Here is a 25269-nt window from a genome sequence, read left to right as displayed (position 1 = left end):
ATATAATAGATTTTAGTTATAATCTGCTTTACACTGTTTTAACGGTCTTTGTCTAAATAATCGATTTTTATACATTTGAATGAATTTGGTGACATTATGCCTGAAGAATTACTTGAAGCTTTAGATGGCTATAAAAAAGGTTTGGTGCCATCACCATTCGGTAAGGCGCAATATACCCTTTTAGGGTCTCCAGCCTCCGTACAATCAAAGAAAGTAGTTCGTGATGCTTATCTGAAATCTATTAGAGATCAACTGAAAGATTTAAAGTACTTATTAACTGGTGAGATTTTACTTGACGTAACTTGGCTAGTTTCAGCTAAGCATAGATACGAAACAGACGCGAAATCAGATATTGATAATTGTATAAAACCAATAATAGATGCTTTTACAGGGCCTGAAGGTTTATTCATTGATGACTGTCAATTAAAAGGTTTGTATATTTGTTGGAGACATATTGATTCAGGTGATGAGCGACTTGTTTTTGATTTTGAATTTCAAAGCGACCAATATTCTGCTAAAGAAGAGTTGGGTTTTGTGCAACTAGATGGAGGCCTATGTTCTCCTATAAATTTAGATTGGCCTCTAGGTGCTAGAATCTTTTGGTCTAAAGCCCTTCAGGGTGGGCTTCTAGCTAAAGATGCACTAGAAGCTATGGATGTTCCTTATCTGTCTGTTTCTGGATTCTTGGCTGGTAACCAGCCGTTTCATCGTTCAAGAGTGAATCAGTTCCGAATTTTATCGCTTTCTGAGTTTTCTGATCGAAATATTAAAAGGTTGAAATAATTCTTTTGAGAAAGAAAGTATATAAATCCTATCATGAGGCCAACTTTATTAGGCGATAATTTGTAAACTCAAATTAGAACTCTACCCAAGCAGCGGAAACTGATACAGATAAGCATAAATCAACGTCGCTACAAACACTATGATGACGCCCAGCCATACCAATGAGATTTGCCCTTTTGACCACGACACGCGCCAATTGATTTTACCTCTCGCGGTCAGCCATTCGGTCACGCTAATCGCAATGATAAGCCACAAAGACCCCACCAAAAACCCGCCCAGCACATCACTCAGATAGTGCTCGTTTAGCACGATTCGGCTCAATCCTATGAGCAAGCATAGTAACAGCGCAAGCGACAATAAGCGTACTTGACGAATAAAATGCGTGCTAAAGCGAATCGCCAAATAAGCGAGAAAGCCATAGAGCGCGATGCTAATGGTGGCATGACCACTTGGAAACGAGTAGGTATGCTCATGCAACAAAATATCAATCGGGCGGGCGCGTTGAAACACCATCTTATTGAAAAAGGTAAAGGCCGTGCTACCGATGGTTGAGATCAATAGACCGATGATGACGTAAGGCTGGCGCACCAGCAAACATAAGACAGTAGTTAGTAAGATGATTAAACAAGTGACGGGGGTAGAGCCCAAGCTGGTAATTAAGATAAAAAAATCTATAACGCCAGACTCGCGCAGCACACTCATATGCTGCGATACAAACAAATCAGTGGTCACAATAGAGTCGGCTTCGACCACATCCTCAACCAAGCCTGCAAACACCGCCAAAATATATACATTTAAAAGGGTCAATACGGTGAGTATCAACCCAGAAAAATGCCCACGGGCAAAGCGCTTAGTGATAAATCCAAACGTGGCTGGGTATTTGTTTTGTAGACGTTGCATCACGGACAGGCGGGCGATATGTCCGCGCAGCCATAGCTCACCGCGAGAGACCAAGCTGAGCGTGCGCTTACCATAATGTATCAACACATATTGCAGCACCCACAAAACAATAACGATCAATAATAGCGCCGTCGCTAAGCCAAATAACTGCTGGTTTTCTTGAATAAGTGCGATCATAAACAGAGCATACCTTTCTGTGCGCTATACAAATAGAGAAATATAGGTCGGTTGGCGAAGACCAACGAGGAAACGGCTGTCACTGTAGCAGACCTTACGTCTATCGCTGTCTGATTTTCTTTAAGATGTGTCATTATTTGAGCATTTCGCAGCATTTATGACTGTCTTTATGTAAATATACAAACAATATGTGCGCTACAAGCAGAAAATATATCGTGACAAATGATCACCACGGCCGCGATATTTAAAAACTATTAACAGCCATTCTATTTTTTACCGCAATTTAAAAATAATGAGATGTCCTGGTTTGCTTATATCTAAAGAGGACTTTTTGTAATCATTAGCAGCATAATTAATAACACCAATTTAAACTGTGCTAGGATATTTTGATAAACAATAGCTTGCTTTTTTCTTGATTTAGAATCTTCTAATTTATGATTTCCACAAACAAGTGGCGCATTGTCCAATATAGAAGCAAGCGAGGTGTTTATACAAATAAATAAAAATGCTCAAGACAAATAAAAAAGTAACTAAAGGAATAGTGTCAATATGAATATCAATTTTGATGATCTAGAAAAGCTCATAAAAATAGCAGAAAACGCTGACATACAATCGCTAGAGGTCACCGACGGTGACGCGCGTATCGCTATTGTGTGTCACTCTGCTGAGCAACATACAAGCCAATCGTCTTCCAGCACTACCAGTACTGTCAGCAGCGCACCCAATAAAAAACAGGCCACGCTTGCATCTAGTCATAATAATAAACATGAAAATGATACCAGTGATCGGGCAAATGAGACTGAAGAGACAGTAAACACGGCGCAAAAAAATGACATATCAGCGCCGATGTTGGGCACGTTTTATCGGCGTTCTGAGCCTGACGCTGATGAGTTTGTCAGCATAGGCGATCAGGTCGAAGTCGGGCAGACACTTTGTATCATTGAAGCCATGAAAATGATGCATGAGGTAAAAGCGGAGACGGCGTGCGTGATTAAAGACATTCTGATTGAAGAAGGGGATATCGTCGAATACGGTCAGGCTTTGTTCGTCATTGAACCTGCAAGCTAGTCTAGAAACTAACTAGCAGTGGTTTAATAAATATCTGATTTCTCTTTTTTAGGAAAATATATGTTCTCCAAAATATTAATCGCTAACCGTGGCGAGATTGCGTTACGTATCATTCGGGCTTGCAAACAGTTAGGTATTAGATCAGTCATCGTGTATTCAGAAGCAGATAAAGACTCACTGCCGGTACGTTTGGCGGATGAAAAGATCTGCATCGGCCCTGCCAATGCCGCAAAAAGCTATCTAAACCAAAGAGCGATTGTCTCAGCGGCCAAAATGACACAGGCAGAGGCCATTCACCCCGGCTATGGGTTTTTGTCAGAAAATGCAGATTTTGCGGCATTGGTGGAAGCCTCCGGTATTTGCTTCATTGGCCCAACGGCTGACAACATAAGCACCATGGGCGACAAGGTCGCAGCCAAAGCACAAATGCATGCGGCTGGTGTCCCTTGCGTACCCGGTTCTGAGGGCGCGCTGCCAACCGACTCCGATGCGGTCATACAGATTGCCGCCGATGTTGGCTATCCAGTCATTATCAAAGCCGCAAGCGGTGGCGGTGGTCGCGGGATGCGTGTCGTTGAAAAAGAAGCCGATCTGCTATCTGCCATCTCCTTGACCCAAACCGAAGCCAAAGCCAACTTTGGCAGCGCCGTGGTCTATCTCGAAAAATACCTACAACATCCGCGCCATATTGAAATACAAGTACTGTCTGATACCCATGGTCATGCCATCTATCTGGGTGAGCGTGACTGCTCAATGCAACGCCGCCATCAAAAGGTCATTGAAGAAGCACCTGCACCTGGGATTACCGACGAGCAACGGCAGCAGATAGGCGAGGCGTGTGCCACGGCGTGCCAGCAGATGGGTTATAGAGGGGCGGGGACGTTTGAGTTTTTGTACGAAAATGGCGAATTTTTCTTTATTGAGATGAATACGCGGGTGCAAGTGGAGCATACCATCACTGAGATGGTGACAGGCGTCGACATCGTGCGTGAGCAAATACGCATTGCCGCAGGGTTGCCGCTCGCGTACCAGCAGCAAGACATCACCATCAGTGGTCATGCTTTTGAGTGCCGCATCAATGCGGAAAACCCAAAGACCTTTTTACCCAATGCAGGCCACATCAACTATTGTCATTTGCCTGCAGGTTTTGGTGTCAGAGTAGACAGTCATATCGAGTCCAACTACACCGTACCGCCTACTTATGACAGTTTGATTGCCAAAATATGTGTACAGGATGAGTCGCGCGCGCAAGCAATTACCAAGATGCAAGGGGTATTATCAGAAGCGCAGATCACAGGTATTGATACCAATATTGATCTGCATCAGCGTCTGTTTGCCGATAAAGGGTTCTGTGAGGGTCAAATGAGTATCCATTACTTAGAAAAATGGATCAAAGAAAATATATAAAACAGCTGTCCATAGCACGTTATCAAGATGATGATAACGAGTACATCGTATAAAAATAACGGAGCGTACAAGGATGACCCTACAATGGCAAATCGGCAGTGAAACCAACCTTGTGTTGTTTTTCCCCAAGCCTATCAGCTTAGACAAACAGAAAAAGTGCTGGGCGCTGGCGGATATTATTGAAACCATGCCTGAGGTGTTAGAAGTCATTATCGGTATGAATACGCTTAGCGTGTTTAGTCACCCGCTAGCATGGGATGAGTTTAAAGCGCTACAAAACAAGCTGACCGCCCTGCTTGAGGAGATACCTGAAAAAACCATCGATGGTAAGCATATCGAGATACCCGTACATTATGGCGGCAAATATGGCCCTGATTTAGCAGCGATGGCAGCGTCGCTTGAGATGTCTATTGACGCTGTGGTCGATCTGCACACCAGTGCCATTTATACCGTTTATTTTATTGGTTTTCAGCCCGGCTTTCCTTATCTTGGTGGTCTCTCTCAGTCTCTGCATTTTCCAAGGCATACTACCCCAAGGACACAAGTCCCTGCAGGGTCGGTCGGTATTGGTGGCGAGCAAACAGGCATTTATCCTTTTGCCTCTCCAGGCGGCTGGCAATTATTGGGTCAGACAGACACCGATTTATTTGACTTGACCAAAGATTCGCCAACGTTGCTGAGTGCAGGTGATACCTTGTGCTTTACCGCAATAGATATCCATGAATAAAACAAGACCCTGTAAAAAATGAGTCAATAGGTGGCAGCAATGAAGATTTTAACGACCAATGGTATGGCCAGTATTCAGGATCTAGGACGTTTTGGTTATCGCAGTATGGGCGTGGGTAGAAGTGGCGCAATGGATCACTGGGCGCTGCAAGCAGGTAATGCTTTGCTAAAAAATGCGCGTGCCGAGCCGGCAATTGAGCTGGCGATGGGGGAGTTGACCATACAGTTTGAAGAAGACGTCAGCTTTTGTCTCACAGGCGCGCTTTATGAGGCATATTTGGATAACAAGCGTATACCCAGTTATTGGCGCATCAATGCAAAAGCGGGGCAAACCCTCAAGCTACTACGTCCGATAGAAGGCATGTATGCCTATTTTTGCGTGCATGGTGGATTTGATATTGAGTCTATATTGCAATCGGGTAGTACCAATTTAAAAGCTGGTTTTGGCGGCTTTAACGGTAGGTACTTACAAGTGGAGGACAGGTTAAAGGTAAAAGCACCGTCAAGCTTGTCCATCATCGGTGTGGCTCCTCTTGCACCAACCAATACTATTCGTGTGATTAAAAGTAGCGAGTATGACTGCTTTACACCAGCTGCGCAGACGGCTTTTGTCTCCCAGCCGTGGCAGCTACAGACCAGCAGTAACCGTATGGGTTATCGCTTGGCAGGTGAGTTATCGCTTGAGTTAACAGAGCCCAAAGAGATGAGTTCGCACGGTGTCGATATGGGTATGATTCAAGTGCCGCCGCAAGGGCAGCCGATTGTACTGATGGCAGACGGGCAAACTACCGGTGGTTATCCTAAAATTGCTACCGTTATCGATGCCGATATCGGATTAATGGCACAAATAAGATTTGGCAAAACTTGTCAATTTACCCTCGTAGATCGCAGGCAGGCGCACCGCGCGCGCCACAACCGACAACATTATATCGATCAGATACAGGAGTATGGTTATGAATATTGATTTGAATGCAGACGTTGCCGAAGGCTGCGGGCAAGACGATAAACTGCTTACCATTGTCAGCTCTGCCAATGTCTGCTGCGGGCTGCACGCAGGCTCTTATGCGGAGATGATCGCGACCTTGCAATTGGCCAAAAAAAACAACGTCAGAGTCGGGGCACACCCAGGACTTGACGATAGAGAAAACTTTGGTCGCACCAATCAGTCTTTGGACGAGGAAGGCTATCGGGCATTGATGGCTTATCAGCTTGGTGCAACCAAAGCGCTGTGTGATTTGGTCGGTGTGTCATTAGATTATGTCAAACCGCATGGTGCTTTATACAACCAAGCGGCTGTTGATGAGTCGCTCGCTGATATTTTGGTCAGTGAGATCAAGCGCTTTGATCCCAATTTAAAAGTCATGGGGCTGTCAGGCGGTCATCTGGTTGCTGCCGCCAAACGTCAGGGGATGGTGTCGATATCTGAGGTATTCGCGGACAGAAACTACGAAAAAGACGGCTCATTGGTCTCGCGCAGTAAAGATAACGCGCTGATCACCGATACCCAAGCGGCCATTGACCATGTGTTGCAGATGATTACCCAAGGGACGGTGACCAGTGTCTGCGGTGAGGTAGTGCCTGTTGAGGCAGAGAGTATCTGTTTACATGGCGATGGCGCGCATGCCATTTTGTTCGCGCGGGAGATCAAAACACAACTAGAGCAAAAAGGAATCACAATATCGGCCTAATTTATGGGACTGATTAATCCTCTGTCCCATCACTCTGTGGCAGATGGCTTTTGAATATTAATGGCCCACGTTTATTATCTTGTCTCACACAAGGATGTTTATGAGTACCTTAAAAAAGCACAATACCGCCATTTTGGGCGCGGCATTTTTGATGGCCACTTCAGCGGTTGGGCCGGGTTTTTTAACCCAAACCGCTACTTTTACCGAAAGTTTGATGGCCAGCTTTGGCTTTGTTATTTTAATATCAATCATTATGGATATTGGCGTCCAGCTCAATGTCTGGCGTGTGGTAGCCGTATCCAAAAAACGCGCACAGGAAATCGCCAATTTGGTGTTTCCTGGGGTCGGTTATCTACTCGCCTTTTTGATCATTGCAGGTGGCCTTGCCTTTAATATTGGCAACATTGGCGGCGCAGGTCTTGGCATGCAGTCGATGTTTAATATCTCGCCCATCACGGGCGCATTAATCAGTGGTGTGATTGCCGTTGGGATATTTTTAGGCCGAGAGACAGGGCCTTTAATGGATAAGTTTGCTCAGCTCATGGGCTTTATCTTAATTGTCTTAATCATCTATGTGGTGTTCAAATCAGACCCACCTTTGGCAGAAGCAGCTACCAAAACCATCATGCCCGACAAAATTGATGCGGTGGCTATCGTGACCTTGGTCGGTGGTACGGTCGGTGGATATATCACTTTCTCCGGCGCGCACCGCTTACTAGAGGCGGGCGTGACGGGTGAGGAAAATCTGAGCTCTGTGACCAAAAGCTCAGTCACGGGCATTTTAGTCGCCTCAGTGATTCGGGTGTTTTTGTTCCTTGCTGTACTGGGCGTGGTGTCACAAGGCTTGACGCTGGATCCGTCAAACCCTGCGATGTCGCCTTTTGAGCATATCTTAGGTAACGTAGGAAAAGTGATCTTTGGTATCGTCATTTGGGCGGCATCTGTGACCTCGGTCATTGGTGCGGCGTACACCTCAGTGTCGTTTATGACCAATTTTCATCCCTTTATCGAAACCTATAAGCGCTATTTTATTATTGGCTTTATCGTCATCTCAACGCTTGTTTTTGCCACCATTGGTAAGCCTGCTCAGGTGCTGGTATTGGTCGGTACATTGAATGGCTTGGTATTACCTATTGCAATGATCATCGTACTGATTGCCGCTTATCGAAAAAATATCGTCGGGGATTATAAACATCCTGTCTGGATTGCGGCCTTTGGTTGGCTAATCGCTATTGCAATGAGTGTGCTAAGCGTCATGACGATTGCCAAATACCTCGGGCTAAGTTAAATATTAGCGCCAAAACAAGTCGTAAATAAAAAATATAATATAAGGAGGGTATGATGGATATCGAACAAGTCGAGCGCGTGGTGCAGCTCATTGAGCATAGCCAATTGCATGAGGTGACGATCGTAGACGGTGGTCAGTCAATCAAAGTGGTCAATGCTACCAACAATTCGCAGCGTGCCCACGTGACAAACCATGCGTTACCTACCCAATATAAGGGTGAAAAGACCGCTAAAGATACTAATAGCGAACTTGCACAGGTGCGCGCCACGCATGTCGGTATCGTGCATCTAAGCGCAGACGCTGTGACGGATAATCTTGTTAAAAAAGGCGATCATATCGAACAAGGCCAAACCGTTTGCTTTATCGAAGAGCTAACGCGCCTGCTTCCTGTGGTTAGTGAGCATGATGGTATTATTAGCGATATAGTGGTTGAGGATGGCATGGGTGTGGAGTATGGGCAGGCTATATTGCACTTAGAATAAATAGCGTGGTAATAAGAAAGGCAGGTATCATTAATATGTATATTATATAAAAGCTTGCTATTGTGTTTTATCAACTCACTATGCTCAGAGTTTCTCCAAAATACATATGAAAGTTTTTAGAGATTCTTTGAGCATGGCCTGCCACTATTTTAGATAGAGACTTTTATGCTTGAGCTTAGACCCAATTGTGAATACTGCGATACCGACTTACCACCTGACGCTACTGATGCTATGATTTGTAGTTTTGAGTGTACGTTTTGCATGGCTTGTGCGGAAAATACGTTCAACCATCACTGTCCTAATTGCGGCGGTAACTTAACCCGCCGTCCTATTCGTCCGACTTCCTTGCTTGAGAAGTATCCTGCCTCGCTCAAGCGTGTTCTTAACAAAGGCAGTTGAGCGATGATATGTATTAAGAAAACTTCAACGTATTGCTTTTTTAAACGTATTCGTGATGATCATAATACCGAAAATAACCCATAGCCGATACCAGCCAGCGCAGCAAAAAAACCAAAGCTAAATCAACGCTGCTGATCCAAAAAATTACAAAGATACCAGCGATTGTTAGGGCGTGTCTTCAATTCATTTTACAATGAACGATAGTACACGCCAGATAAAGCATTGACTTAAAATTGCGAGCTAACTTTTGTCATAGTCATCGGTACGGCATCACGAGATGAGAGTGTACAGTGGTTAAAGCATTTAGGCGCAGATCATGTGATCAATCATCGTCACCCATTGTTTGAGGAGCTACAGAAGACAGGTATCACTGAGGTAGATTACGCCATCAATCTCAATAACACCGATGAGCATTATGAATAAATCATCAAATGCTTGAAGCCGCAAGGTAAATTAGGGCTCATCGATGATCCTGAATCATTAGACGTCAAGGCGCTTAAAACCAAATGTCTGAGCCTACATTGGGAATTTATGTTTACGAGATCTATGTTTCATACGCCAGATATGATTGAATAGCATCGTTTATTGACAGATGTTGCCAACATGATTGATGCAGGTGAGATCAAAACCACCGTTGCCTATCATCTTGGCACTATCACGGCTGAACATGTACGCAGTGCACACCAAATGCTAGAAAACCAGCAAGCACATGGCAAGATAGTGTTAGAGGGTTGGTATGCGTAGGGTCGCTATCTTGGTAGGCTCGATATGTAGCTTACCAAGATAAATCACGATGCAAAATCAACACATACTATCCGATAGAGTGCGTCACTTTATAGCTTTTCCAGCTCCGTTTCTTGAGTCTGATTTTCTACTTGTTGGCGTGCCTCTGCATCATATCAACTACTGGTAAAAGCTTCTTATTCGTTAAACTATGCTCCTTAACACCTTCTAAAATAGTTTCGTAACCATTATAAAAATGAACATCACCGCCTTTATTGAGCATCAACTGTAACAAATCAAGTGCCTCTGGCTGTCCGTTGATGTAAGCTAAAGGAATAATATTTTTTAGATTCGCCGCATTTGGTTTGGCACCAGCTTCAAGCAAAGCCATAGCAGCACCTACATTTTCCTTGCGCATTGCATAATGTAAAGGAGTCATGCAATAGCAGTCCTGAGCATTGACATCAACATCTTTATCAATAAGGTATTCAATACTTTCACGTGGCGGCATTTCTTTATTGAAATCCATTAAAGCAGTATGTAGCCAATTCCAACCCTCTACTGGAGTTACTCTACTAAAGCTACATACGCCAGAGTCGACCAGATTCTCAATACATTCAAAATTAGCTTCATAAATTCCTGTTAAGAATTGAAGCTCCAACTTTGTGTTTCTATCTATGCCCATGGTTCAGTGCTCACTTAGATTTTAATTCTGAGGACAAGGTAGCATTAGAATGCAATAACTTTATCAGTAAAAACGGTTATGAAGTCTTAGACTTGCAAATACGACAATGATAACGGTGGTTATTTCTTATAAAAACCATATTAAACCATCACTGCCATATCTCACCCAGCACCCCAAACCAATTTTTTGACGTGATCTTTTCAATCAGCGCATCAGAGAAGTGACGTTGTTGCATCCACTCAATCAGCTTAGAGATTTGACTGATATCAGACAATTCATCAGGCAATAAGCACCCATCGAAATCAGAGCCAAAGCCAACGTGATCTTCACCCAGATGGTCTATCAGATAAGCAAGATGATCGACAATCACATCAAGCGAGGTCTGCGTATCTCGCTGCCCATCCGTACGCAAAAAAGCCACATCGAAGTTCACCCCAACCAGACCACCGTTTTGTTTAATGGCAGCCAGTTGTCGATCAGTCAGGTTTCTTGCTTGCGGACATAAGGTGTGCGCATTGGAGTGGGTTGCAACAATGGGCTGATCCGCAATCTCTAGCGTATCCCAAAACGCGCGCTCATTCATATGGGACACGTCAATCAGCATATGCTTATCACGGCACGCCAAAACAAGGTCTTTGCCTTCGCGAGTCAGACCAGAGCCTGTATCTGGCGAGTGTGGAAAAGACGCATTTAAGCCATCACCGAACAGGCTTTTCCTATTCCACAGTGGGCCAATACTTCTAAGCCCCGCTTCATAGAATACATCTAGCAGATCAGGCTGGATAGCCAAAAACTCAGCGCCTTCAAGATGCAGCACGATAGCCAGTTGCCGGTTCTGCTGACAGGCTTGAATTTGATTTAGAGACGTACAGATCTGAATCTGACCGTCTGATCGCGCCTGCAATTGCTGGGCAAGTTCTAATTGCGCGCAGCAAATATCAACGATTTCTTGCGGAGTGAAGTCCGAGTTTGACGGGCTCGCTAACTTATCAGGATGATTGTTTTTTACATAAGCGTAGGGCGGTAAAAAAATAGAAAACAAACCGCCCAGCCATCCTGCTTGTTGACAACGAGCTAGATCCAAATGACCCGGTAGTGTGCCATAAATAAAATCATGCACAGGATCATCAGCCGAGCTTAGCCATAGGCGGGTTAGTAGATCATTATGACCATCAAAAATTATGGGCTGGTTATTCATCATTAATCCGTGACCGTACGCGTGGGAATCAGTTGCTCTTGGCTCATACTTAATCGTTTAGAATTTTTAGGGTTCCTAAAGCGCAGCTCTTCAAACGGAGTTGGCGTCTCGCTATTGATACGTGCTTCTTCGATCAGGTAATGATAAAGCGATTTGCCGCACACAGGATCGGCGTTTTTGGCATCGCCCGTCAGCATAAACGCTTGGCAACGGCAGCCGCCATAATCGCGCTCTTTATCGGGGCAGCTTTGGCACATGTCAGGCATCCATTCATCACCGCGGAAGTGATTGAAGCTGTCTGAGTCATACCAGATATCTTTTAGTGGCGTCTGCCTGACATTGGGAAACTCTAGGGGCAGCTGTCTGGCAGCATGACAAGGTAGGGCAGTGCCGTCAGGCGCCACGGTCAAGAAAATCTTACCCCAGCCATCCATACACGGTTTTGGTCGCTCTTCGTAGTAATCAGGCACCACAAAGATGAGCTTGCATTTGATACCACGTGCTTCGATTTTTTGGCGATATTCATTGGTAATGCGTTCGGCTCTGACCACTTGTTCTTTGGTCGGTAGTAGGCCTTCGATATTTTCAAATGCCCAACCATAAAACTGGCAGATAGCCAATTCAACTGTATCGGCCTCTAACTCTAAGCAGAGATCAATAATCTGGTCGATTTGATCGATGTTTTGCCGATGAATCACAAAGTTAAGTACCATCGGATAGTCGTACTGTTTGACCAGACGTGACATCTCATACTTCTGCTCAAAAGCATGTTTTGAACCTGCTAGGGCATTGTTCACCGATGGATCACTGGCTTGGAAGCTGATCTGAATATGCTGTAAGCCTGCTTCTTTTAGACTGGCGATGCGTGCTCCAGTGAGTCCCATACCTGAAGTGATAAGGTTGGTATAAAAACCTTTCTGATGCGCATAAGCGACCATTTCTTCCAAGTCTTGACGCACCAGTGGCTCACCACCAGAAAAGCCCAGCTGTACCGCGCCCATTTGCCGCGCTTGATCAAACACATTAAACCACTCTTGTGTCGTCAGCTCCTGCTTATACTGAGCATAATCAATCGGGTTGGAGCAATACGGGCATTGTAAGGGGCAGCGATAGGTCAACTCAGCGAGTAACCATAGCGGCAGTCCGACTGGCACACTCATACTAAGTCAATCCAATGTTCACTCTGGGCGACCAGCATATACTCAATAATATCTTGCTCGATTTCAGGAACATCGCCAAACATCGCTTTCACCTTTTTGATAATATCAGCAACCGATGCTGTGCCATCAATATGCTGTCCAATGATACTGGCACTGTCGTTAAGGGTGATCATCCCTTCAGGGTAGAGCAAGACATACGCGTCTTGCGCTGGCTCAAACTGGAAGCGATAGCCATGACGCCATGTGGGAACCAGCGATTGATCCAGCTCAGGTAAACTAGCGGGTATACTCATTTGAACAATCCTTTATGCCAGACATTATCTGTGGTGACGCTTTGATAAGGGGCTTGGTCATGCACATAGGCCAGACTCAAGGCATCCAAGATCGTCCACAAAATATCGAGTTTAAATTGCAATATTTCAAGCATGCGTTCTTGTTCTTCGGCCGTCTTGAAGGAGTCAAGGGTAATGGTCAGACCATGCTCAACATCGCGGCGAGCTTGGCTGAGGCGCGAGCGAAAATAGGTATAGCCTTCTTTTTTGATCCAAGGATAGTGCTTGGGCCAAGACTCTAGACGCGATTGGTGAATCTGCGGCGCAAACAGCTCGGTCAATGAGCTGCTCGCCGCCTCACGCCATGACGTACGGCGGGCAAAGTTCACATAAGCATCAACAGCAAAACGCACACCGGGCAAAACCAACTCTTCAGAAATTACCTGCTCACGTGTCAGTCCAACCGCTTCTGCCAGACCGAGCCACGCTTCGCGCCCGCCACTATCAGGATAAACACCATCTTGATCAATCATGCGCTGGATCCACTCTTGACGCACGCGCTGATCAGGGCAGTTCGCCATAATCGCCGCGTCTTTTAGCGGGATATTGATTTGGTAATAAAACCGATTGGCGACCCACGCTTGGATTTGCTGCTGCGTCGCGCGCCCTTCATGCATCATGATATGAAAAGGATGGTGGATATGATAATACTGACCCTTGGCCATAATCGCTTGTTCAAACGCTTCTGGGCTGAGTGCTGCGGTTTGTTCTTGCATTATTTTTACCTTGCGATTGCTGTCTTTGTCTTACCGTTTGTCTTAAAGCTCTATCTGCATACCATCAAAGGCCACTTCAACACCATGCTGTTTTAATGTCGCTGCTTGTTCAGATTGCTCATTTAATATCGGGTTGGTATTGTTGATATGAATGAGTATCTTACGAGCATTGTCGAGCTGATCTAAATAATGCAGAGAGCCATCGTCACCACTGATATGCAAATGCCCCATGTCTTGGCCGGTTTTAGTGCCAACGCCGCGTTCTTGCATCTCGTTGTCTGTCCATAGCGTACCGTCAATCATCACGCAATCAGACGCCTTCATGATTTGCATCACGTCATCATCAATTTTGCCCAAGCCTGGCGCATAGAACAGCTGCTTTTGTGTTTTTAAATCTTTCACAATCAGTGCGATATTATCGCCATCATGAGGGTCGTTGCGATGCGGCGAGTATGGCGGTGCTGAGCTTCTAATGACCAAAGGCGTTAGTTCTAAATTGCTGTAACCGTCAATTCGAAAGCTTTGTTTCGGGTCGATTTGATTGTATTGTAGACCGCCATTCCAATGCTTTAACATGTTAAACAGCGGAAACCCTGTGCTGAGGTCTTCATGCACCATATCCGTACACCAAACAGAAATGGGGCAGCCTTCACGTAGGGTCAACAGCCCTGTGGTATGGTCAAGCTGACTGTCCATCAATACCACATCGGTGATGCCTGTGTCGCGTAATTGACGGGCTGGCTGAGCGGCTTTAAAATCAAATAGCTGCTGGCGAATGTCAGGGGATGCGTTAAATAAAATCCAATCGGTACCATTTTCTGAGATGGCGATCGAAGACTGGGTACGGGTCTGTGCGTCGATGGTGCCTTGGCGTACACCGTGGCAGTTTTCGCAGTTACAGTTCCACTGCGGAAAGCCGCCGCCCGCTGCTGAGCCTAAAACGTGAATATACATAGATCAATATTTCCAAATTGCTAAAAAAGTAAAAGCCCTAATCATCTAGGGCTTTTAATGTATTCAGGTTTATGAGTTTTTAGCGTGCTTCAAAATACATAGTGATTTCGAAACCGATACGGATGTCTTGAAAAGCTGGTTTAGTCCACTGCATGAGGTTACTCCGAAACGATCTTACGTATGATAGGTAAGATTAATAAAGTGAGTTTTCAATGGTAGTATAAGCCTACCCTTGCTGTCAATTTGTTAGATGTTAACTTAAGGTAGGCGAGTCATACTGTACGGTAACCGTGTCAAAGCGTCTTGGTCAGATGGTTGGTGATGTAGTTTGAAAACTAAGCGACGATAGTCGATTAAATAGTCGCGGCACCAAACATATAGTAGAACCTAAATAAAATTGATACAGCATAGCAAACACGCTCGATCAAACGTTATTTTTCTTGCTTGCTGTGACTGCGTCTCCAGAGGCTACGAAAAATAACGTTTGATCTTGCTCTACTATTTTTATAGTGATCTCACTATACAACAACGCTGCCAAAATTGGTCTTTATCACTGACACTGTACTGTCTCTCCTTTATATAAGATTGGCTATAGCGCTTGAAGCCGAGTTTTGAGTCTTGGTGATATAAATGCTAAAAATATTTTCATTTTTTGTGGTAAATATTGCCGAGTTTTATGTAGCAGATGAACAGGAATGGGGTCAGGTTCAAAGGCCCTTAGCATGACTTGCAAATCGCCTTTATCTATTGCCTCTTTGACTTGGTAATGCAGTTGCTGCGTTACGCCTATACCTTTTATGGCGGCCTCGACCGCACAGTGACTGCCATTGACCGTCAGTCTTGGTGCGATATCGATATGGGTGTTGCCGCGGGTATCAGGCAGCCGATAGCGCCAAGATGGCAGGGTGATCGCGGCATCTAAGGAGATACAAGAAAGCGCAGTTAAATCAAATGGGGAGAGTATTTCCTTTTGCGCCGCCAAAAAAGCTGGGCTGGCGCACGTCACCATGCGCATATGACCCACTTGGGTGGCGATCATGCTGCTGTCTGGCAATGTGCCGATTCGAATCGCCATGTCTACTTCATCTTCAAAGAGATTAACATTTTTATCTGATAATACGAGCTGTACGTTAATATTCTCATACAGCGCCAAAAACTCAATAATGATGGGCAGCACGTATAATCTGCCAAACATCACGGGCGCGGTGACTACCAAATCGCCCCTTGATGCCAAATACTCGCCTTTTGCCTTACTTTCTGCTTCTTCGACCTGTTCTAGTATTTGCTTACAGCTGTCAAAATAGTCATATCCAGAATCGGTTAATGACAACGTTCGGGTGGTTCTGTGCAACAGACGAACGCCCAGCTGATTCTCAAGCTCTGCTATTTTTCGGCTCAAAGTGGGTAGGGGCACGCTAAGCGCTTTACTTGCGCCAGAGAAGCTGCCGACCTCCACAACTTTGATAAACATCGACATTGCTTGTAATCGATCCATGATTGTCTCATTTATTGAAATTGTTTTTATCAACATTGGTATATTATCTTTTAATCAATAAAATGCCATACTGATGATGCCAAAATCAAGATAGGATATGTCTTATGAGCAGCTCAGTTGAGATCAATCCGCAGGCTGCGCTTGCCTATGATCATGTTGGTATCAGAGTCAGCAACAGACAAGCCGCCATTCAGTTTTATGAGCGTTTGGGTTTTAAAGAGACTCACCGCATCCCTAAAGCAGAAGCAAACGAGATGGTCACTGCGGCTGGCGTGCGCATCAATCTGATTTTTAATGGCGCAAAAAACCAAGCGCAAAAGAACTTACTGCTTGATGAGGTAATCAAACGGCCAGGGGTGACCCATCCTGCATTTATTATTGAGGACATCGACGCGTTTCAAAACTGGCTGACAAAGGAAGGAATCACCGTTACGGAAGGGCCGAAAAATATTGGCCCAAGACGAATTGCGCTATTCATTCGTGATCCAGACGGCAATGTACTTGAGTTCAATCAACTGCTATCTAAGGAGACACCATGAAATTATATGATTTAGACCTATCGGGTAACTGCTATAAAGTCAGGCTGTTTGCCGCGCTGATCGAGGTGCCGTTAACCATCGTGCCTGTTGATTTTTTGCAAGGGGAACACAAAGAAGAGCCGCTGTTGAGCCTCAATCCTTGGGGCGAGATTCCCATTTTGGAAGACGGCGATGTGGTACTCAGAGACGCACAAGCCATATTGGTCTATTTAGCGAATAAGTATGGCGGCGAGGCGTGGTGGCCGAGTGAGGCGCATTTGCAGGGCGAGGTGATGCAGTGGCTATCTACCGCCGCAAATGAGATACATCATGGGCCAAATATGGCGCGTCTGATCAAAAAATTCGGCGTGGAGAGTGACAAGGCATTGGCGCTCTCGCGCTCCGAGCGTATATTAACCTTGATTGATGAGCATCTAAGCACGCATGATTGGTTAGCGGCCAAGCGTCCGACTATTGCTGATTGTGCGATTTATCCTTATATTTCAGTAGCGTACGAAGGCGATGTGGTTATTGATGGCTATGACAATATTCAAGCATGGATGACACGTATACAGCAATTAACAGGCTATATCTCGATGCCGGGGAACTGAGCGAATTGATATAGGTTGGATATATATTGGTAAATGGTAGGTAAAAACAAGCCATGGGCTGGGCAGGAATATAAGATATTCCTGCCTTATTCCTCTCTAGGGCGTGCCTCTATTTGAAAATAGTGGTAAACGTTTAATTGATGTAGTGGGCTACGTGATGACACGCCCGAAATATCCAAAGCATTCATTCAATACTCATCAAGATCATTGGTAAGCACCCCTTTGCCATCATAACGCGCTGACACTTTGTTATAAGCGGTTTCGATAGGCGCGCCATAATGCAGGACGTGGATCTATACCAATAAATCAGACTTCGTCTGATTGGTAGCCTTCGCATCCATTATGAATCACCGCGACACCTGAGCCTGCGCGCATGGCATTGGGCACTGGTGTACCCGTGATCCTTTATAAGCCGTGATGCGATTAAGCCTTACACGCGGCGCTGGCCGCTTGTGCTTTTTCATATACCGCTTGTGGGTCGAGGCCGAGCGCTGCCACATCGTTTAGATATTTTTGCGTACCTGCCTCCAGTGGCCCTTTCCATTGTGGATCGTTGAGAGGATCAGGAATGTCGATCATGGTATCGCCTTTGGCTTTGGCTTCCGCCATATATTTGGCATCTTGGGCATCAAAAATTTTACCGGCGCTTGCGGCCATGGCTTTACCTGAGTTATCGTCGATAACTTTTTTAAGGTCATCAGGCAGGCTTTCGTACTTGTCTTTATTCATCGTGACCATGATGGCCGAGCTATAAAATGGGATATTGGTATGGGTGTTGGTCAGCTCGATCAAGCGAAAAGAACCAGTGGCATCCCATGGTAGGCTTACCCCGTCTAACACGCCGCGCTGCAGCGAAGTATAGATATCGGTAGCAGGCAAGCCGACTGGTGTGCCGCCCGCAGACTCAATGATATCCCCTGCGATCGCTGATGGCCTGCGCATACGTAAGCCCTGTAAGTCATCTGGCGTACGGATGGCTTGATCAACGGTGTGCATCCCGCCGGGGCCTGTCCCCATCATAAACAGCAAATGGGTGTCTTCGTATTCATCTGATATCACGCCATCATCATAGAGCGTCTGCAGGATGCAGTTCATTTGTGTGGCGGAGTTAGATAGACCGGGTAGCTCGGCGACTTGAGTCAAGGGAAAGCGACCGTTGGTGTAACCTTGCAACTGAGAGCCGATATCGACCGTGCCTTTGGCGGTGGCATCGTAGGTGGCGTCGGGTTTACTTAGGGTGGCAGAGGGATATATCTCAACCTTGAGGCGACCATCAGACTCAGCTTCGACTTTACGCGCCCAAGGCTCAAAAATCTCGGTATGCGTCGCTGCTGTGGCAGGCCAAAAGTGCGAAAAGCGCAGGGTAGTGACCGCATCGTTGCTCGCGTCAGCGGACTCGTTTGATTGTGAGCACCCTGTTAAGGCCAGTACAGCCGCCAATGCGATGCTCAGAGGGGTTAGGCCCAAAGGCAGTATCTTTCTCATCATAAAATCCCTTTCTTGATGCTGTAGTCTAAAATATTTATTCTAAATAAGAACTCTTGTTCGTATAGTGAATAAAAATATCTGGTTTTGAGGTTGCTGTCAATCTTCTTTACTGTCTGTCAGGTTACTCTGGACGCTCTGACATTATTTTTTCAATGGCTTGTAATATTGTGTCGCATTGCCTTTGCGCCGCGCCGCAATAGCTAAGTGGTGACAAAATCGCTTGTAACTCGTCACTATCATACAAACTGCCTAATTGCTCTACCAGTAAAGCCTGAAACGTGGCAGCAAACCCTTGGTGTTGGCTATGTGCTTCCTCACTCGCTTGATCTATTAGGGGATAGATGACGTCGTTATTATCTGCAAAATAGGCTTTCAAGTTTTTGCTCAAGTACGCATCGCTATTGAGATCAAGGTTGACTGCCATACGCTCAGGGTGCACCTGTAGCCCTTGTAATAAGGTTTTTAAGTACGATACGCCGCTTGCTACCAACGCCATGCCTTCTGTTAAAGGCACCCAGCTGGCGTGCCATTGTCCCAGTGCGCGCTCAAAGGGCTGGGCGGTGGTATTGCTAATCACGCTTAAGTGCCCGTGCATTCTAAGCGCAGCAGTTTTGATCAACGCGCACAGCACAGGGTTGCGTTTGTGCGGCATGGATGAAGAGCCGCCCATACCCTCAATAGCAGGTTCAGCCACTTCGCCCAGCTCCGATTGCGACATCAAGGCAATATCATCGACAATGTTTTCTATCGCGCCTGCGCAAGCGTCTAAGTTAGAGGCGATGGCATGGATCGGCTGTCTATTGGTGTGCCAAGGGAGAAGGGGTACTGATAACCCAAGCGACGCTGCTACTTGCTTTGGTAACTCATGGGATTCATTGACCTCATTACTGACCCCGACAGGGCCGCCCCATTGCAGATAAAATCCTGACTGCACCAACTGCGACAAGTCAGGCATGATGGCGATCAGCGGGGCTACCCACTGCGAGACCTTGGTGCCAAAAGTAATCGGTAGCGCTTGCTGCATCAAGGTTCTGCCTGCCATGGGCGATGCGCGGTGCGCGTCGATCAGTACCGAGCAAGCGGTAAGTACCTTTTCCAAATCTTGGGTGATCTGCGTAAGTGCGGGCTTTAGCATCATCATCATGGCAGTATCCACGACATCTTGACTGGTCAGCGTCTGATGAAAAAAAGGCCTGACGTCTGAGGGTAGTAGGGATTTTGCTTGTGCCACAAAAGGAATAGCGGCATTACCACCCAGATACGTCTGGTCAACAATGGCATCAATATCAAACAATTCGATGTCTAGTGCGTGTTTCGATTGTTGAAACGTGTTTTTTGGGATAAGCTGATTCTGCTCTCTATGTTCTAATACGGCTAACTCAAAATCGATCATGGCTTGAATGAACGCCCGATCAGAAAGCGCCTCGGCAACGCCAAGGTGTACAAAAGGCTGATTGATTAATCGATTGATTTTCATTTAGAATCCCTAACTTTGGTAAGTGTAAAAAATATTTCTATGACACAAGATAAAAAAATATCCTTTGATAGTCCAGATTTTGTCACGTCTCTTGCCGGCGGTTTGAGCGTTCTGCGGGCGTTCGATGACAATCATTCGACCATGACGTTGAGTGAGGTCGCCGAGTGTACGGATATGGACAGAGCAAAGGCGCGGCGCTATCTGCTGACGCTACATGCGTTAGGCTATGTTCATAAAGATAAGCGTCAATTCAAACTCTCTCCCAAGACCCTTAGCATTGGATCCAGCTATTTGAGCAGTGCGCATCACCACGATATCGTACAGTTCTATCTTGAACGGGTGACTGAAAAAACGGGTGAATCTTGTTCATTTGCGGTATTGGACGATAATGAAGTGGTCTATATCGCACGCTCCGCCGCCAAACATCGCTTGTTGTCTATTGCCTTGTCTATCGGTACTCGGCTGCCTGTTGCTTACACCTCTATGGGCCGTGCGATCTTGGCCAATCTGCCCGAAGATGAGCGCGACGACTATGTCAATAACATCGAGCTAAACGCGTATACACCCTTTAGTATCACGGATCGTGAGCAGTTTAAGCAGATGCTCAGCGATGCTCATGACGCGCAATACGTGGTGGTCGATCAAGAGCTGGATACTGGTCTGCGCTCCCTTGCACTACCCATTTATAAATCCAACAACGAGCTGATCGGTGCCATCAACATCAGCACCAACGCCATGCGCGTATCAAAAGAGATGCTTATCGAAGAGTTTTTGCCCATCTTGCGTGATTGTGCTGAAAAAATTCAAACCTATTATATTTGACGGTATATTGTTTACCGCTAAAAAAACTGATCATAATAAATATCAAATCTGCCAGCGCGCTATCGTGTTGGCAGATTTTTTATTCGCTTATATGATATCAATGGGTATTTATTTTTAAATTTTATGGTGATTGGCAGAGATGCTTCTATTAATAAGATAAATCATTGACAGAGAAATAAAAAAAGTATAATTTAATTCACTATACGAACATTAATTCTATTATAGAACAAATGCAATCGTATCGATAGATAATATGGTAATAAAAATACGGATATTAGCGATTCTTTACTTTAGATTATTGGGTTGATAAGGCGCTGCTTTTTAAGCGCATCGTATATCTACTGTATATGAACCATCAAAAAAGGACTTTACGATGAAAAAAATACTGCCTCTGAGCCTCACATTAGCGGCTTTAATGGGTTTGACAGGATGCTCGCAGTCAAATGAGACCGCGACAGGTACAGGTGCCGAGGCGAGTAATGAGGAGGTCACCACCTTACGTCTGTCACACTTATGGCCTGCGACGGCTGCCGCGCATACAGAAGTGATAGAGCCGTGGGCCAAAAAAATCGAGGCAGACTCGAACGGTCGCCTAAAAATCGAAATATACCCATCTGCCACCCTAAGCAAGCCTGATGCCACTTATGAGGCGACTGCCAAAGGGACGATCGATATTGGCACCCAGTTGCAAGGCTATACCAATGGGCGCTTTCCGCTAACCCAAGTCGCCGAGCTGCCAGGTCTGTCCAGCTCAGCCACGCAGATGAACTGTATGCTGCAAACCTTGTACGATGACGGGGTAATATCGAGCGAATATGATGACACCCATTTGTTATTTATGATGGGTACGGGTCCTGGTGGGATGCATACCGTTGACCAAGCCATCCGTACGCCAGATGACTTACAAGGCCTGCGGATGCGCCGACCATCAGCGATTGCAGGGGATATCATTGAGTCAGCAGGCGGTACGCCTGTGGGTCTACCTGCGACGGATTTGTATACCTCGCTGCAGCGCGGCGTGCTAGATGGAGTAAGCCTGACGTGGGATGCCATGGGGCCGTTTAGGTTGATTGAGCTGACCAACGCGCATACCAATATTCCGTTTTACAGCTCTGCCATGATGGTCACCATGAACAAAGACAAGTATGAAAGCCTGCCTGATGACCTTAAAAAAGTCATCGATGACAATTCAGGCAAAGCCATGGCGGCGAGCGCTGGTAAGGTCTTTGATGCCCAAGATGCCAAATATATGGCGGAAGCCAAAGCCAAAGGTGATACCATGATCGACATTCCTGATCCCTTAAATGACCCGCAGTGGAAAGAGCCACTTGAGGCGGGTACACAAAAGTATCTAAACGATGTCACCGCTTTGGGCTTAGATGCGCGAATGGTATATGAAAAAGCGCAAGCAGCCAGTGCGGCTTGTAAAGTGTAGCCTATCAATATTCTTGACGACGCTTTTAACGCAGCATGATAAAAAAGACCCATATAGGGTCTTTTTTTTGGTTATAGGTGAGTTATAGTGGACGCTTTATAAAAAACATACAGCGAGATTTAACGGTATTTTTCGTAGCCTCTGGAGACGAAGTCACAGCAAGCAAGAAAAATATCGTTAAATCGAGCGCATTTGTCATGACGTCTCTGTTTTATTGATAGTTGACTATGCTATAAAAATAACACTGCAATATTCAAAGCTATTTCTTCTTTTACAAACAACCGCGTTATAGAAAATAAAAAATGTTTTAATTAAATAAATTTATAATTAGCGTTATTTCTATTTATAGTTACGCGCAATTTAAAAACCATTCTTTATAAAATGGTTTTTATTGAAAAGTAAAATATTTATTATTAGCAATAAACTGGCTTTGTGTTTTTTAAATGCTTTGTATTTTTTAAACCCTGTGTTTTTTATTAAATATCCAGTACCAGCTGAGCGCTTTTTGCCCGTGAACAACATGGGGTAAACTGGTCGTTTTTGGCCTGCTCTTCTTCGGTAAGAAACACGTCCTTATGGTCTGGTACGCCGTCTAGCACCCGCGTCAAACAGGTGCCGCACATGCCTGATTCGCAAGAGAACGGGATTTCGATATCGAACGCCTCTAAGGCTTCAATGACGGTTTTGTCCGCGGGCACGTTGATGATTTGTCCTGTGCTACTGATCTGTACATCAAAGCTGTCATCATCAGCCGTGCTGATCGGTGCGGCGGAAAAATACTCGCGGTGTAATTGTGCGGCTGGCCAGCCCTGCGTCTGTGCCGTCTCAAGTACATGCTCCATAAAGCCATTAGGGCCACACACATATAGATGCGTGTCAGATTGCGGCGCGGCAAGGACGCTTGCGGCGTCCAGCTTTTGCGCGGCATCCCCATCATCAAAATGAAAATGCACCCGATCAGCAAATGCTGAGGCTTGGATACGCTGCATAAAGGCGGTTTTGTCTGGGCTGCGCGTGCAGTAATGCAGCTCAAATTCCGCGCCAGTATGAGACAGTCGCTCCGCCATACAAAGGATCGGTGTGATACCGATACCCCCTGCAAAGAGCAGGGTGCGCTTGGCATCATGAGCCAGCGGAAACAGGTTCTTGGGTTCGCTGATCGCTATGCGATCGCCAATATTGATTTGCTGGTGCATCGCAACCGACCCGCCACGTGAGGCGGGGTCTTTGAGTACCGCTATTTGGTAGCGATGGTTTTCGCTGGGATGATTGCACAGCGAGTATTGGCGCGTGATGCCATTGGGCATTGTGACGTCAACATGAGCCCCTGCGCTAAACGGGGGCAGCGCGTCATCATTGGCGCTTGCCAGCTCAAAAAGACAAATATCATCAGCGATCACGTCTTTTGACTTTACCAAAACTTCCATCATGATAGGTATCCTTAACAGACCAAACATTACGTCAGCGTGTTTAGCCTGTTATTTATTAAATTGTCATTGGATCAGGGTATGACCCTCAGCATTTATAGTTCGGCGTCTATAGGTTGACGCTCTCTATCAATTGGTTTTCTTCTTTGATGAGCGTGTCCAACATACGCCGTGACTTGACGCCACCCGTATCAATGTTCAATTTCAATAGTTTGCGTTCAGGATAAGTCAATAGGTTGCGTTGCTGCCGCTCTAGCATTTCCAAATCCTCGCTAAAGATCTGATGCTGGCCTTGACGAATCTGCTCTGTCAGCTCATCGTCCTCAGGTTTGAAGTTGCGCGCCATACCCCAGAAATACCAGATAGAGGTCTCCGTCTCAGGGGTGATAAAATCGACAACGATGCTGCCAGCTTTGTGTTCAGGATCAGCATCGTGACCGCCTTTGCCAGCATGAGCCACCCCAACTTCAATCATCACGTGACTGGGCGGGCTAAACTTACATATCTGCCATCTGTCTACGGGTACATCATCTGCCAACTTATTAGCGCGCAGAGCCGCCTGCCAAAAAGGTGGGGCGATGATGTTTTCCATAAAGCGGCTGGTGATAACCATGTCATCTTCGGAGGTGGTATGGACAGGGGTTTCGTCGATTTCTTCTTGTCCGATACTGCTGGCATGGACGTAGGTCTCATGGGTGAGGTCCATCAGATTGTCGATCATCAGGCGATAATCGCAGTTGATGTGGAACAGACCGCCGGCATACGCCCATTCAGGATTGTTGGCCCATTCTAGTTCTGGAATTTTTGATTCGTCGGCAAGCTCGCTATCACCTGTCCAGACCCACACAAAGCCGTGACGCTCGACCACAGGGTAGTTGCGGTTGCACGGGAAACCTCTGACGCGTTGGCCTGGCATGGCGGCGACTTTACCGTCGCTACCCATTTTTAAGCCGTGATAGCCGCACACCAGCAGACCATCTTCTACATAACCAAGTGATAAGGGTGCGCCCCGATGCGGGCAAAAGTCTTCGACAGCGGCGACGCCTGTGTCGCTTTGATAAAAGACGATGTTCTCGCCGCATATGGTGCGACCGAGAGGTTTTTCTTGATATTCATCTGATGTACAGGCGACGTACCAGCAATTTTTTGGAAACATGACAAGCTCCTTTTGAGTATAAAATTCCGTTTAATTGGATCCAATCTACCATAAAAATAATGATTGTCTACTGAAATTTGGATAAATTGGATCCAATAAATCAATATTATCTATTTCTTTGTGCAAATTTTATACAGATCAACAATAATGTATT

27 protein-coding genes are annotated in these 25269 nt (G+C 45.8%); 14 read left to right on the top strand and 13 right to left on the bottom strand.

Going from position 1 to position 25269, the window contains the following annotated elements; all coding sequences use genetic code 11:
- Positions 1–96 precede the first annotated feature (96 nt).
- On the top strand, positions 97–783 hold the full coding sequence (locus tag ACFI32_RS07325; RefSeq protein ID WP_462625863.1) for a RusA family crossover junction endodeoxyribonuclease: 687 nt from the start codon (positions 97–99) through the stop codon (positions 781–783).
- 81 nt (positions 784–864) lie between these two features.
- On the opposite strand, the gene ACFI32_RS07320 is transcribed toward ACFI32_RS07325, so the two are convergent.
- Positions 865–1860, bottom strand: coding sequence for a phosphatase PAP2 family protein (locus ACFI32_RS07320; protein ID WP_462625862.1), 996 nt, complete (start codon positions 1858–1860; stop codon positions 865–867).
- A 549-nt stretch (positions 1861–2409) separates the two neighbouring features.
- On the opposite strand from ACFI32_RS07320, the gene accB reads away from it, so the two are divergent.
- The 9 genes from accB to ACFI32_RS07275 all read left to right on the top strand — a co-directional run bounded on the left by accB (position 2410) and on the right by ACFI32_RS07275 (position 9662).
- Complete coding sequence (gene accB / locus ACFI32_RS07315; protein WP_462625861.1) at positions 2410–2928, top strand: acetyl-CoA carboxylase biotin carboxyl carrier protein; 519 nt, start codon at positions 2410–2412, stop codon at positions 2926–2928.
- A gap of 60 nt (positions 2929–2988) precedes the next feature.
- The gene (accC, locus tag ACFI32_RS07310) at positions 2989–4335 is read left to right on the top strand and encodes an acetyl-CoA carboxylase biotin carboxylase subunit (protein WP_462625860.1); all 1347 of its coding nucleotides are present in this window, start codon (positions 2989–2991) and stop codon (positions 4333–4335) included.
- 73 nt (positions 4336–4408) lie between these two features.
- On the top strand, positions 4409–5062 hold the full coding sequence (gene pxpB, locus ACFI32_RS07305; RefSeq protein WP_462625859.1) for a 5-oxoprolinase subunit PxpB: 654 nt from the start codon (positions 4409–4411) through the stop codon (positions 5060–5062).
- Positions 5063–5101: 39 nt separating this feature from the next.
- Positions 5102–6025, top strand: coding sequence for a 5-oxoprolinase subunit C family protein (locus ACFI32_RS07300; RefSeq protein ID WP_462625858.1), 924 nt, complete (start codon positions 5102–5104; stop codon positions 6023–6025).
- Complete coding sequence (gene pxpA / locus ACFI32_RS07295) at positions 6015–6749, top strand: 5-oxoprolinase subunit PxpA (protein WP_462625857.1); 735 nt, start codon at positions 6015–6017, stop codon at positions 6747–6749. The genes ACFI32_RS07300 and pxpA overlap by 11 nt, the downstream gene beginning before the upstream one ends.
- A 100-nt stretch (positions 6750–6849) precedes the next feature.
- Positions 6850–8037, top strand: a complete 1188-nt coding sequence (locus ACFI32_RS07290) for an NRAMP family divalent metal transporter (RefSeq protein ID WP_462625856.1) — start codon at positions 6850–6852, stop codon at positions 8035–8037.
- A gap of 50 nt (positions 8038–8087) precedes the next feature.
- Positions 8088–8519, top strand: coding sequence for an acetyl-CoA carboxylase biotin carboxyl carrier protein (locus ACFI32_RS07285; RefSeq protein ID WP_462625855.1), 432 nt, complete (start codon positions 8088–8090; stop codon positions 8517–8519).
- A gap of 165 nt (positions 8520–8684) precedes the next feature.
- On the top strand, positions 8685–8918 hold the full coding sequence (locus ACFI32_RS07280; RefSeq protein ID WP_462625854.1) for a DUF1272 domain-containing protein: 234 nt from the start codon (positions 8685–8687) through the stop codon (positions 8916–8918).
- Positions 8919–9503: 585 nt separating this feature from the next.
- Positions 9504–9662, top strand: coding sequence for a zinc-binding dehydrogenase (locus ACFI32_RS07275; protein ID WP_462625853.1), 159 nt, complete (start codon positions 9504–9506; stop codon positions 9660–9662).
- 127 nt (positions 9663–9789) lie between these two features.
- On the opposite strand, the gene ACFI32_RS07270 is transcribed toward ACFI32_RS07275, so the two are convergent.
- The 8 genes from ACFI32_RS07270 to ACFI32_RS07235 all read right to left on the bottom strand — a co-directional run bounded on the left by ACFI32_RS07270 (position 9790) and on the right by ACFI32_RS07235 (position 16181).
- Positions 9790–10326, bottom strand: coding sequence for an ankyrin repeat domain-containing protein (locus ACFI32_RS07270; protein ID WP_462625852.1), 537 nt, complete (start codon positions 10324–10326; stop codon positions 9790–9792).
- Between the two features lie 148 nt (positions 10327–10474).
- On the bottom strand, positions 10475–11524 hold the full coding sequence (locus tag ACFI32_RS07265; RefSeq protein WP_462625850.1) for a dipeptidase: 1050 nt from the start codon (positions 11522–11524) through the stop codon (positions 10475–10477).
- A gap of 2 nt (positions 11525–11526) precedes the next feature.
- A complete protein-coding gene (gene pqqE / locus ACFI32_RS07260) occupies positions 11527–12684 on the bottom strand; it encodes a pyrroloquinoline quinone biosynthesis protein PqqE (protein ID WP_462625849.1) in 1158 nt (385 codons plus the stop codon).
- Positions 12681–12977 carry a pyrroloquinoline quinone biosynthesis peptide chaperone PqqD gene (gene pqqD, locus ACFI32_RS07255; protein ID WP_462625848.1) on the bottom strand — a complete coding sequence of 99 codons (297 nt, stop codon included), beginning with the start codon at positions 12975–12977 and terminating at the stop codon, positions 12681–12683. Before pqqD ends, pqqE begins: the two co-directional genes overlap by 4 nt.
- A complete protein-coding gene (pqqC, locus tag ACFI32_RS07250; protein ID WP_462625847.1) occupies positions 12974–13732 on the bottom strand; it encodes a pyrroloquinoline-quinone synthase PqqC in 759 nt (252 codons plus the stop codon). The genes pqqD and pqqC overlap by 4 nt, the downstream gene beginning before the upstream one ends.
- Before the next feature lie 42 nt (positions 13733–13774).
- On the bottom strand, positions 13775–14686 hold the full coding sequence (gene pqqB, locus ACFI32_RS07245) for a pyrroloquinoline quinone biosynthesis protein PqqB (protein ID WP_462625846.1): 912 nt from the start codon (positions 14684–14686) through the stop codon (positions 13775–13777).
- Between the two features lie 79 nt (positions 14687–14765).
- Positions 14766–14840 carry a pyrroloquinoline quinone precursor peptide PqqA gene (gene pqqA / locus ACFI32_RS07240; protein ID WP_075107140.1) on the bottom strand — a complete coding sequence of 25 codons (75 nt, stop codon included), beginning with the start codon at positions 14838–14840 and terminating at the stop codon, positions 14766–14768.
- Positions 14841–15275: 435 nt separating this feature from the next.
- Complete coding sequence (locus ACFI32_RS07235) at positions 15276–16181, bottom strand: LysR family transcriptional regulator (RefSeq protein WP_462625845.1); 906 nt, start codon at positions 16179–16181, stop codon at positions 15276–15278.
- Positions 16182–16285: 104 nt separating this feature from the next.
- Between ACFI32_RS07235 and ACFI32_RS07230 the strand changes: the two genes are divergently transcribed.
- Positions 16286–16720 (top strand): VOC family protein, encoded by a 435-nt coding sequence (locus tag ACFI32_RS07230; protein WP_462625844.1) that lies wholly within the window; start codon positions 16286–16288, stop codon positions 16718–16720.
- Positions 16717–17310, top strand: coding sequence for a glutathione S-transferase family protein (locus ACFI32_RS07225; protein WP_462625843.1), 594 nt, complete (start codon positions 16717–16719; stop codon positions 17308–17310). Before ACFI32_RS07230 ends, ACFI32_RS07225 begins: the two co-directional genes overlap by 4 nt.
- A gap of 423 nt (positions 17311–17733) precedes the next feature.
- Here ACFI32_RS07225 and ACFI32_RS07220 read toward each other — a convergent pair whose 3' ends face one another.
- Both ACFI32_RS07220 and ACFI32_RS07215 read right to left on the bottom strand, forming a co-directional pair.
- On the bottom strand, positions 17734–18795 hold the full coding sequence (locus tag ACFI32_RS07220; RefSeq protein WP_462625930.1) for a TRAP transporter substrate-binding protein: 1062 nt from the start codon (positions 18793–18795) through the stop codon (positions 17734–17736).
- 124 nt (positions 18796–18919) lie between these two features.
- Entirely contained in the window at positions 18920–20275 is a 1356-nt protein-coding gene (locus ACFI32_RS07215) for a lyase family protein (RefSeq protein WP_462625842.1), read from the bottom strand.
- Positions 20276–20314: 39 nt separating this feature from the next.
- Here ACFI32_RS07215 and ACFI32_RS07210 point away from each other — a divergent pair, with 39 nt between their 5' ends.
- Both ACFI32_RS07210 and ACFI32_RS07205 read left to right on the top strand, forming a co-directional pair.
- Complete coding sequence (locus ACFI32_RS07210) at positions 20315–21097, top strand: IclR family transcriptional regulator domain-containing protein (protein ID WP_462625841.1); 783 nt, start codon at positions 20315–20317, stop codon at positions 21095–21097.
- A 373-nt stretch (positions 21098–21470) separates the two neighbouring features.
- Positions 21471–22532, top strand: coding sequence for a TRAP transporter substrate-binding protein (locus ACFI32_RS07205; protein WP_462625840.1), 1062 nt, complete (start codon positions 21471–21473; stop codon positions 22530–22532).
- A 476-nt stretch (positions 22533–23008) separates the two neighbouring features.
- On the opposite strand, the gene ACFI32_RS07200 is transcribed toward ACFI32_RS07205, so the two are convergent.
- Both ACFI32_RS07200 and ACFI32_RS07195 read right to left on the bottom strand, forming a co-directional pair.
- Positions 23009–23962, bottom strand: coding sequence for a PDR/VanB family oxidoreductase (locus tag ACFI32_RS07200; protein ID WP_462625839.1), 954 nt, complete (start codon positions 23960–23962; stop codon positions 23009–23011).
- Positions 23963–24068: 106 nt separating this feature from the next.
- Positions 24069–25115: an aromatic ring-hydroxylating dioxygenase subunit alpha gene (locus tag ACFI32_RS07195; RefSeq protein ID WP_462625838.1), complete on the bottom strand. Its 1047-nt coding sequence runs from the start codon at positions 25113–25115 to the stop codon at positions 24069–24071.
- Between the last annotated feature and the right edge of the window lie 154 nt (positions 25116–25269).

It is taken from the genome of Psychrobacter sp. PSi21 (genome assembly GCF_054960615.1).
Note: the sequence above shows the minus strand (reverse complement) of the source record. Positions and strands in the feature narration are given on the sequence as shown.

What these genes read in the sequence shown, in the direction of transcription:
- ACFI32_RS07235 (WP_462625845.1), bottom strand. Translation starts at nt 16,181, where the DNA reads ATGGATCGATTACAAGCAATGTCGATGTTTATCAAAGTTGTGGAGGTC.
- pxpA (WP_462625857.1), top strand. Translation starts at nt 6,015, where the DNA reads ATGAATATTGATTTGAATGCAGACGTTGCCGAAGGCTGCGGGCAAGAC.
- pqqD (WP_462625848.1), bottom strand. Translation starts at nt 12,977, where the DNA reads ATGAGTATACCCGCTAGTTTACCTGAGCTGGATCAATCGCTGGTTCCC.
- ACFI32_RS07210 (WP_462625841.1), top strand. Translation starts at nt 20,315, where the DNA reads ATGACACAAGATAAAAAAATATCCTTTGATAGTCCAGATTTTGTCACG.
- pxpB (WP_462625859.1), top strand. Translation starts at nt 4,409, where the DNA reads ATGACCCTACAATGGCAAATCGGCAGTGAAACCAACCTTGTGTTGTTT.
- ACFI32_RS07205 (WP_462625840.1), top strand. Translation starts at nt 21,471, where the DNA reads ATGAAAAAAATACTGCCTCTGAGCCTCACATTAGCGGCTTTAATGGGT.
- ACFI32_RS07270 (WP_462625852.1), bottom strand. Translation starts at nt 10,326, where the DNA reads ATGGGCATAGATAGAAACACAAAGTTGGAGCTTCAATTCTTAACAGGA.
- ACFI32_RS07285 (WP_462625855.1), top strand. Translation starts at nt 8,088, where the DNA reads ATGATGGATATCGAACAAGTCGAGCGCGTGGTGCAGCTCATTGAGCAT.
- pqqC (WP_462625847.1), bottom strand. Translation starts at nt 13,732, where the DNA reads ATGCAAGAACAAACCGCAGCACTCAGCCCAGAAGCGTTTGAACAAGCG.
- ACFI32_RS07320 (WP_462625862.1), bottom strand. Translation starts at nt 1,860, where the DNA reads ATGATCGCACTTATTCAAGAAAACCAGCAGTTATTTGGCTTAGCGACG.
- ACFI32_RS07280 (WP_462625854.1), top strand. Translation starts at nt 8,685, where the DNA reads ATGCTTGAGCTTAGACCCAATTGTGAATACTGCGATACCGACTTACCA.
- ACFI32_RS07195 (WP_462625838.1), bottom strand. Translation starts at nt 25,115, where the DNA reads ATGTTTCCAAAAAATTGCTGGTACGTCGCCTGTACATCAGATGAATAT.
- accB (WP_462625861.1), top strand. Translation starts at nt 2,410, where the DNA reads ATGAATATCAATTTTGATGATCTAGAAAAGCTCATAAAAATAGCAGAA.
- pqqB (WP_462625846.1), bottom strand. Translation starts at nt 14,686, where the DNA reads ATGTATATTCACGTTTTAGGCTCAGCAGCGGGCGGCGGCTTTCCGCAG.
- ACFI32_RS07200 (WP_462625839.1), bottom strand. Translation starts at nt 23,962, where the DNA reads ATGATGGAAGTTTTGGTAAAGTCAAAAGACGTGATCGCTGATGATATT.
- ACFI32_RS07300 (WP_462625858.1), top strand. Translation starts at nt 5,102, where the DNA reads ATGAAGATTTTAACGACCAATGGTATGGCCAGTATTCAGGATCTAGGA.
- accC (WP_462625860.1), top strand. Translation starts at nt 2,989, where the DNA reads ATGTTCTCCAAAATATTAATCGCTAACCGTGGCGAGATTGCGTTACGT.
- pqqE (WP_462625849.1), bottom strand. Translation starts at nt 12,684, where the DNA reads ATGAGTGTGCCAGTCGGACTGCCGCTATGGTTACTCGCTGAGTTGACC.
- ACFI32_RS07220 (WP_462625930.1), bottom strand. Translation starts at nt 18,795, where the DNA reads ATGAGAAAGATACTGCCTTTGGGCCTAACCCCTCTGAGCATCGCATTG.
- ACFI32_RS07325 (WP_462625863.1), top strand. Translation starts at nt 97, where the DNA reads ATGCCTGAAGAATTACTTGAAGCTTTAGATGGCTATAAAAAAGGTTTG.
- ACFI32_RS07265 (WP_462625850.1), bottom strand. Translation starts at nt 11,524, where the DNA reads ATGAATAACCAGCCCATAATTTTTGATGGTCATAATGATCTACTAACC.
- ACFI32_RS07225 (WP_462625843.1), top strand. Translation starts at nt 16,717, where the DNA reads ATGAAATTATATGATTTAGACCTATCGGGTAACTGCTATAAAGTCAGG.
- ACFI32_RS07290 (WP_462625856.1), top strand. Translation starts at nt 6,850, where the DNA reads ATGAGTACCTTAAAAAAGCACAATACCGCCATTTTGGGCGCGGCATTT.
- ACFI32_RS07230 (WP_462625844.1), top strand. Translation starts at nt 16,286, where the DNA reads ATGAGCAGCTCAGTTGAGATCAATCCGCAGGCTGCGCTTGCCTATGAT.
- ACFI32_RS07215 (WP_462625842.1), bottom strand. Translation starts at nt 20,275, where the DNA reads ATGAAAATCAATCGATTAATCAATCAGCCTTTTGTACACCTTGGCGTT.